Annotated in this window: 3 protein-coding genes; 2 read left to right on the plus strand and 1 reads right to left on the minus strand. The window is 39.5% G+C overall.

Annotation, left to right across the window (positions count from 1 at the left end):
• Positions 1-63: 63 nt before the first annotated feature.
• Positions 64-351: a type II toxin-antitoxin system RelB/DinJ family antitoxin gene (locus HT711_RS08075; protein ID WP_173235028.1), complete on the plus strand. Its 288-nt coding sequence runs from the start codon at positions 64-66 to the stop codon at positions 349-351.
• On the plus strand, positions 341-682 hold the full coding sequence (locus HT711_RS08080; RefSeq protein WP_164226856.1) for a type II toxin-antitoxin system RelE/ParE family toxin: 342 nt from the start codon (positions 341-343) through the stop codon (positions 680-682). Before HT711_RS08075 ends, HT711_RS08080 begins: the two co-directional genes overlap by 11 nt.
• Positions 683-1,203: 521 nt before the next feature.
• On the opposite strand, the gene HT711_RS08085 is transcribed toward HT711_RS08080, so the two are convergent.
• Positions 1,204-8,469, minus strand: coding sequence for a YSIRK-type signal peptide-containing protein (locus HT711_RS08085; RefSeq protein WP_173249983.1), 7,266 nt, complete (start codon positions 8,467-8,469; stop codon positions 1,204-1,206).
• Between the last annotated feature and the right edge of the window lie 572 nt (positions 8,470-9,041).

The following is a 9,041-nucleotide window of genomic DNA, read 5'->3' on the forward strand; positions in this document are numbered from 1 at the left end:
TGACTTTCTCTATCTTTTTATGTAAGATATGTGTTATACCATATCATTACAAGGAGAAATGCCATGTCAACACTTACACGAGACCGAGTTTATAACTTCCGCGTCAATACTCAACTATTTGAAGAAGCAAAAACCATCCTAGAAAGCCAAAACATCAGCCTTTCAGATGCCCTCAACCTCTTTGTAGAACAAATCGTCCTTGAAAGAGGTCTCCCAATTAAAACAGCCGACCAACTCAAAGCAGAAATCTTCCTAGTCGAACTCAAAGCAGAACTAGATAAAGGCTACCAAGACATCATCGAGGAGCGTCTCTACGACACAGACGAGGTCTTTTCAAAGTATGGACTATAAAGTACGCTTTACAGAACAAGCCAGACAAGACTTGGACGATATTTTCATCTACTACTCCACAGAGTTCAGTGAAAACATAGCCAAGAAAGTCATCACTCGTCTACAACAAATTACCAACCTACTCACCTTCTCACCAGAGGGCGGTATTAACTTTGACCATAAAATCGGATACTCCCTCTATCCAGGAAATACTCTCAGAATGATTGTCTCTAAACAATACCTACTCTTTTACCTCATTCATGAAAAAGAAGTCCATATCCTGAGAATTATCAACTCACGCACCGACTACCTAAACCAACTCGACCACCTCTTTCAACATATCCAAGACTGAGAAGTAATCCCTCAGTCTTTTTATCTACTGTAAATCAATTGCATATAAAAAAACATAAACAAGGATTTTTTAAAACTCCCAATCCTCTAACATATCGAGGAGCTCCCCAACGTTCGACTCATGCACAAGCTCACGTTTGTAGAGAGCAGCAATCACAGCATGGAAACCATTCTCTTTTTAGACTCAAAATGACGAGATTGTGGAACCTCTACAGGCCCAATAACTTTTAACATTCTAGTTGATTGAATCTGGAATAGTCCGCCGAGTTTTCTAAAACATTGTTAGAAATTGGTTTAAATCCCCCAATCAACTTGTCCATTTTTTATCTCATTTCACTGTACAATAAGTGAGACTGAAAAAAGTCTGTAAAATTAAAAAACGCATAATATCAGGTCTTGAAACTTGATACTATGCGTTTTATTGTGGGAATATTTACTTCATTTTATCCTGAAATGAAGTTTTTGCCCATCCTCATTAAGGACAATCTGTTCATTGCAAACAAATTATACCCATTAGAAAGATTAGTCTTCTTTCTTCTTGCGAGCAAGAAATCCAAATCCACTCAAAACTCCAAGAAGTCCAAGTGCTGCGAGGCTAGCGTTAACTTCTGTACCTGTGTTAGGCAATTCTTTTTGACCATCAACATATTTAGGTGTTGCTGGCATTTGAGGTTTAGCTGGCTGTTCAGGTATTGCTGGAGTTGCTGGCTCTACCGGTTGTGCTGGTTGAGTCGGTTCAACCGGTGTTGGAGTTGGCATCTCAACTTTACGGAAGATATGTCTGATATTTCCATTTGAATCTGTCACAGTCTTCACATATTCGTAACCTGGAATTGTTCCCGGTTCTTTAGAACCTGGCTCAGTTGGTTTCAATGGATTTCCATTCTCATCAGTCCAAGTAGTTGTATTTTGCTTACCTGGATTTGGTTGAGGAACAGGTGAAGGTGTTGGAGCTGGTGGTGTTACTTTTTCATAAACATGAACAGTATCTCCATTTGACAGTTTCTTAGTCTCTACGAAGCGGTAGCCTGGGATGTCTTTCTTATCGACTGTACCTGGCTCACTTGGATAGTTTGGAATCTCTTTGCCTTCTTTATCTTTGAAGAAGGTACTTACTTTTTCGTAGATATGTTCAGTATCACCATTTGGTAATTTCTTAGTCTCTACGAATCTGTATTCTGGAATGTCTTTCTTATCGACTGTACCTGGCTCACTTGGATAGTTTGGAATCTCTTTGCCTTCTTTATCTTTGAAGAAGGTACTTACTTTTTCGTAGATGTGTTCTGTATCACCATTTGGTAATTTCTTAGTCTCTACGAATCTGTATTCTGGAATGTCTTTCTTATCGACTGTACCTGGCTCACTTGGATAGTTTGGAATCTCGTTTCCGTCTTTATCTTTGAATGAAGTTGTTACTTTTTCGTAGATGTGTTCGATATCTCCGTTTGGAAGTTTCTTAGTCTCTACGAATTTATAACCTGGGATCGTTTTAGCTGGGGTTTCTCCTTCTTCTGTTGATTTCACAGGGTTGTTGTCTTTATCAACAGTAATAAGATTGCCTTCCTTATCCTTGAATGTTGTTGTTACTTTTTCATAGATATGCTCAATATCACCATTTGGTAATTTCTTCGTTTCTACGAATTTATAACCTGGGATCGTTTTAGCTAGGATTTCTCCTTTTTCTGTTGATTTCACAGGATTGTTGTCTTTATCAACAGTAATAAGATTGCCTTCCTTATCCTTGAATGTTGTTGTTACTTTTTCATAAATATGAGTTGTATTACCTTTGTTATCAACTTTAGTTTCAACAAATCTATAGCCCGGGAAGTCCTTCTTATCAACTTTGCCATCTTCTGTAGTACTTCCTGAAACAACATTCCCATCTGTGTCTTTAAACTCCGTTACAGGACGCACAGTTGGAGTATAAGTTTCAGAAACTACTTTACCATTGACGTCTTTCACTTGAACTGTTACTGGAGTTGCCTTGCCTACGAAATCTTTTTCTGGTGTAAATTCAACGACTCCATCCTTAAGTACATATGTTCCTTCTCCTGGAACTACAACTTCTTTCACTTCTTTACCAGTTTTATCAACTAATGTTAGAGTAGACTTATCAAGTTCAACTTTTTCATGACCTTTATTAAAGTTCACTGTTGTATTATCTTGATCTGGCGTATCAAATACTACAGGAGATGTTTGAATAGTTCCACGAGCTCCTTCAGTAACCGATGAAGCACCTGTTGGAGTTACATCTGTTACCGTTGGGGTGTACATTGACTTAGTTGTGATAATTGCTGTAGTCTTATCATCAGAAGTTAAAACCGCTGATTCAACAACTGTCACAGGAGTCGGTGTTCCTACATAAGATGGCACTGGTACAAAGGTTACCTGACCTTTATCGTCTACTGTGTAGGTTCCAACATTCTCTACCACTACCTTACCATCATTATCTGCACCTTCCAATGCATAAGTGCGTGCTGTGATATGACTAGTATCAGAAATAGTATAAGTCAGAGTTTTCCCTTCATCTGTTGATTTTTGGGCATGACCTTGGATGTTTGTCGTTGCAACATCATTTCCTGCAGAGGTTACAGGATTTACTGTTGGAGTATAGGTTGTTTCAGAGGTGATTGTCGCCTGCGACTTATCTGCAGTCTCTAATCTATAAGTAACTTTTACTCCTACACTTGTCTTATTGGCATCACTTGATACATAGCTAGCTACGGGAACAAAGGTTACTTTACCAGTTGTATCAATTGTATAAGTACCAACACCATCTACAGTTTTAGTAGTTGAATCGTTATCCAAAGTATAACTTGGAGTGACGGTAACACCCGTACCAGCTTCTGGAGCTGTGTAAATTGGCGTACCACTTTGAGTTGAACCTTGAGTTCCAGTAGACGTTGCAGGTTCAGCTGAAGCTTTAACAGGCGTGACGCTTGGAGTGTAGGTTGTTGTTGCTTCAGTTCCATTGGTATCAGTAATACTTACTGTTACAGGATGTGCTTTTCCAGTAAATGTAGCAAGAGGAGTAAAGGTAACAGCATTGGCTCCAGTTGCATCTTTAACAAGCTTATAAGTACCCTGATTCGCTACAGTAACGCTACCGTCACCATTAACAGTTCCATTTTCTGCACCTACTAGCTTCACAGATGTTTTATCTAGTTCGATTGATTTAGACTCACTATTTATAATCGCAGTTCCTTTGACGAAGTTTAGAGCATTCTCATCTTTATTAACTAGATTGTAAACGATGCTAGAAGTTTGAGTTTCGCCTTGAATTCCATTTGTCTTAGAAGATTCTGCGCTTGGTTTCACTCCAACAATCTTCGGAGTATAGGTTGTTGTTACTTCAGTTCCATTAGCATCAGCAATTTTCACTGTTACTGGAGTTACATTTCCTGTATAAGTGGCTACCGGGGTGAATTGAACATAAGACTTACCGTCTTCTTTTACGATAGAGTATGTTCCTTGACCAGCTACCGATACTTTACCTTCACCATCAGCTCCTACTAGAGTCAGAGTAGCTTCATTTAAATCAACAGATTTTTCAGTTCCATTTACAATCTCACTACCTTTGCTAAAGTTCAAGGTGTTTACATTTTCATCTTTGGCATTAAGAACAACTTCAGATTTTTGAACAGCTCCCTGAATACCTGTAGTTGAAGCTTCGCTAGCAGTTGGGGTAACACCTAGAATGTTTGGTGTGTATTCACCACGTTTATCGTCTTCTGGTTGCGTACCATTGTTATCTGAAACAAGAACTTGGACAGGTTTTACTGCTCCAACATAAGCTTTATTGGTTGGCGTAAAGGTCACGAGACCTGTTGACTTGTCAATACCGAAGGTTCCAATCACATCACCAGCTTTAACATTACCATTATCTGCCGCAGCGTAAGCTGGAGTTGTTGCGCCATCCGCTACTTCTGTACCTGTACTATCAAGAAGTTTATAGCTATCAGCCTTCAATGGGACTGTTTTTCTAGCTCCGTTTACTTCTGCAGAACCTGGGGTAAAGGTCGGTTTACCTGTTTGAATTTCCCCTTGAATATCTGTTGAAGATACCTTAGTTCCTTCTGGCTTCACTCCGATAACTGTTGGTGTGTAAGCCGCCTTAGATGTTAATGGGGCAACTCCGTCTACTGTCAAGGTCAAAGTCACCTTGGCTGGATTTGGTGTTCCAACAAATGTTGGATTAGGAGTAAAGGTTACTTCACCCGTAGCCTCATTGATTGCATAAGTACCTACAGTAGCTCCTGTATTATCTGTAGCATTTGTTGACTCTAAGCTATAAACTTTTGTACCATTTGTGGTAGCAGAAATCTTAGTTTTCTCTTCGTCATCAAAATTGAAGCTTGGAGTGCCTTTCTGAACCGCTCCTTGAATATCGCTAGTAGTTGCAGGCGTTCCTACAATACCAGCTTTAACAGTAATAGTGTAAGTTGTAGTCGCTGTAGAAGTGTTCACTCCGTGATCAGTACCAGCAGTCGTATCTCCTACAGTTGTTTCATCAACCAAGTTTGTATTACTATCTACGACATTGATGGTAACACTATATTTACCAACTTTTGTCAGTTTGAGAGATGTTTCAGTTGGATAGTTGGCTGCATCTCCAGATGTAGTCTCTGCAAATACAGTGTTGCCATCTGGATCTTTAACAGTAATACTTGTTACTTTTGTTTTATGACTTTCCTTGAATGCAGGCTCTGCAGTACTTGTAGCTAACTTATTATCTTCAGTATCTCTGACACTCACGTTAGCACTAGTAACTACCGCAGTATCAGCTGCAGGGCGGTCGATTAGGTTAACAGTTGTATTCAAGGTACTCTCGTAAGAAGTTGATGCAGCAGTTGGTTTCGAGTTGATGATTGTAGAAGTGCTGGTATTTTCAGCCATAATTCCCTTAACAGTCCCAGTATAACCCGAACTAGTTTCAATTTCCCATGTATCATCACCAGTCTTATGGGCTTTTACTGTAGACTTATCACTTGCTGACCATTCATTACTATTTTTATCATACTGAACAGTAATGTACATACCATTACCTGTAGCAGTGTTTTTTGTGTTATCCTTGCTATAAACTGTCTCAGTTAAATCAGCACTGTTAACAGCAGTCACTTTGTCAGCATTGTTGTATTTTCTGTTATATTCGTACAAGTCAAACTTCATGGAGCCATCTGTTTGGGCACGGGTTGAAACTTCTCGTTTGGTGATTGTGTAATTACCTTTGCCATCATTTAACTCTGTTCGCACCGTTGCATCAGAGTCAGCTAATTCATAACGACCTGATTTAGGATTGAGAACTGCTATATACTTCGTACCGTTTACAGAGTTCAACTCCACCTTGGTTCTCATGAGATTAGCCGTAACATTTTCAGTTTTAGCATATACAGAAATCTTAGAAACTCCAGCTGTTGCCGTCGCTTCAGGTTTTACTGATAGAGAAAATTCATTCCCTACCGTTCCAACTTCAGTTCCAACAGAAACCGCGGTATTCGTTGTTCCCTCTTGTACAATCCACTTGCCATCCTTATTTGTTTTTAAGATAGTCTTGGAGCCATCTGGTGTCTTAATTTCTGCATAGGTTGCCCCATCTGAAATCGTAACCGGTACGGTTGTATCATAAGTAGCTATGTTCTTTACCGTTACCTTAGGTGCGATGACAAAGGTCAATTCTCCACGACCTTCTTGTGTATCAAGATTCCAACTCGGAGAAACACCACTTGCTCGTTCTGTACGGTTATAATCTTTCGCGTAGGCAGTCACATGGTAAACACCTGCCTTTGTTGGTGTTCCAGAGATTAGCCCTTTCCCATCATAGCCAACAATTTTACCATTTTCAGTAATAGGAGTAGTCCCTGCGTTTGGTTTATAAGTCAAACCAGGGATAGCTGTAGCTACCGTTGACCCACTTGTTGAGATATTTCCTGAAATTCCAGAAATCCCATTACCATATTGAGTACGAATTGAGATATCTGTACCATTAGCCAACGTATAGGAAACATTGGCTCTTTCAGTGGTTATACGGGAACCAGAATTATCATTGTAATGGATGTCTACAGGTGAAATCTCTTCTCCGACCGTTCCCTTATGAACTGTATTATCACTTCCTATAGTAGGTGGCGTAGTATCTTGCCAACCAATCCAACCCCCACGGACGTTTCGATAAAATACACGCACACTTGCATTGGTTTTGGTATTGGTATAAGTCACATAGGTTCGTGTATCGTATACCCCATTTGCAATATTACTTACAACAATCTTGCCCTCAATCGTATCAGTAGCAGCATTGTAACTTAAGCCACTTGGTAAGTTTGTCGGTTCAACTTTTGAGATAGTCCAACCAGCTTCCTTAGCATTACCTGTTAGGTCAAAACGATCCTTGATTTTATTGATATAAACGCGGTCTTGACCTTGTTCATAGGCATAGTGATAAATGTGGGTAGCTAGATACTCATATCCACCGTTAGCTTGATATTTTGAATTGTTGCCACCCGAAATCGTCGAACCGTCTATACGTTTTTTATTTTTCCAAAAATCTGCCTCTACTGCCAAGTCTTCTGCTTGTTTCTTGCTTAGAGGATAATCCATACGTCCTCTATTGTTAACTCCATTACCTGCGTTACTAGCATCTTTGGCTTCCCCGTCACGTTGAGTAGAATAAACCACAGTTTCTAAAGTGCTGATATCTCCATTCTTTAGGTCAGTAGAAACATCTCCCTGCTTTGCTGCAGTAGAAGTAAATGTATAGATATCTGCACCAGTATGATCCTCTTTTGTTGGAGAGTGAGCTATAGTTGTGTAAGTTCCATTCTCATTTGGAGTTGAAATATAGTCGCTAGCTGCCAGAAGCTGACTTCCCTCTTTCATCGCTTGACCATTGCGACTGTCACGACTACCTGAGTTGGAACCTGTTACAAGATTTACAAGGCTATTGCGTACACGTTTTGCTTCTTGCACACGTTTTTCAAGTTCAGGGATTGTGATATTTGCATCCACAAGGCTTGATTTGATCAGTTGAAGAGTTGCTTTTGCACTTTCTATCACTACAGAATCTGTAGCCAACTTCTCTGCTTGCGGTAAGTAGCGAGCAAGGTCTTCTTGCACTGTTGCCAACTCTGCATTTGCTGCCTCAACTCGTTTTTCAGCTTCAGTTGCTGTTGGGGTAGCTGGTGCTGCTTCTACCTTATTTTCCACTGCAGCTGGTGTTTCTCCAAGAACTTTAGGCATACTTGCAATAATCGAGACTTGTGAACGACTCGCTTTAGCAACTGTGTTCACTTCTGATTGGCTTGCATTTCCTTTGGCAAGAATTGCTTTCGCATCTGCCAGTACTTTCTCTGCATTTGCAATAGTAGATGCTGGAACTTTAGAACGAGCAATCTTAGATAATCCTAGTTCCAAGTCAGAGATTGTATCCTTAAGAATAGTCTTATCTGCAACTGTTTCTGTAGAGGAGCTAGTTGCCGCTGCTTCGGTATTCTCATCGCTAGCTTGGGATGAGGCAGTATCTTCACTAGCATCTCTAGTTAGAACTGGCTCTGCGTCATAAGTAGTGGATTTAGATGAGTTAGCACCGTGATTAGCCCCCTCATCGCCTATAGTTGGTGTTGGAGTCGTTGTTGAAGATGTTTCATTACCTCCTTCTACTTCTGTTGCTGATACCGCGCCAGTTCCAAGAAACATCAAACCAGCCGCAATCGCCACTGATGCTGCCCCAAAACTATACTTACGAATACCATACCGAAGGTATCTTTCAGTTCTAAAATCTTGTTGATCTCTCTTCATGAGATTCAACCTCCTTGATTTATTTTATTCGTGTTGATTTAAAGCATTAGGGCAAATAAAAAGCCCCCCCTTAAATTTTTTAGTAATATTAAGAGGAGAATATCTTAAAAAAGATTGCTAAATAATTGTACACACTTAAATTCATTATAGCATTTATATTTGTAGCATTCAAGTATTATAACTGGTAATTATTGAGTTTGAATGAGTGTTTTTTAATTTTATTAGAGATTTTTCTATTTTTCATTAACGATGATCAATGCTTTAGTATAAAACCAATTTACATACGCTTAAAGAGTATTGTATTGAAACACGGGACCCTAAGAATAACAGCAGTAACTTAAATTTATACTCTTCGAAAATCTCTTCAAACCACGTCAGCTTCACCTTGCCGTACTCAAGTACAGCCTGCGGCTAGCTTCCTAGTTTGCTCTTTGATTTTCATTGAGTATTTGAACAAGAAGGGAGATTATCTATGAAACTATTGTTTAGAAATCAAGCTTATCGACTCTTGACTTTGTCACGTTTCTTCAATGCTTTTGGTGCTTCAATTTTTAACCTGGTATTTATCGTTT

This window comes from Streptococcus sp. 1032 (assembly GCF_013277015.1).
Taxonomy (GTDB): domain Bacteria; phylum Bacillota; class Bacilli; order Lactobacillales; family Streptococcaceae; genus Streptococcus.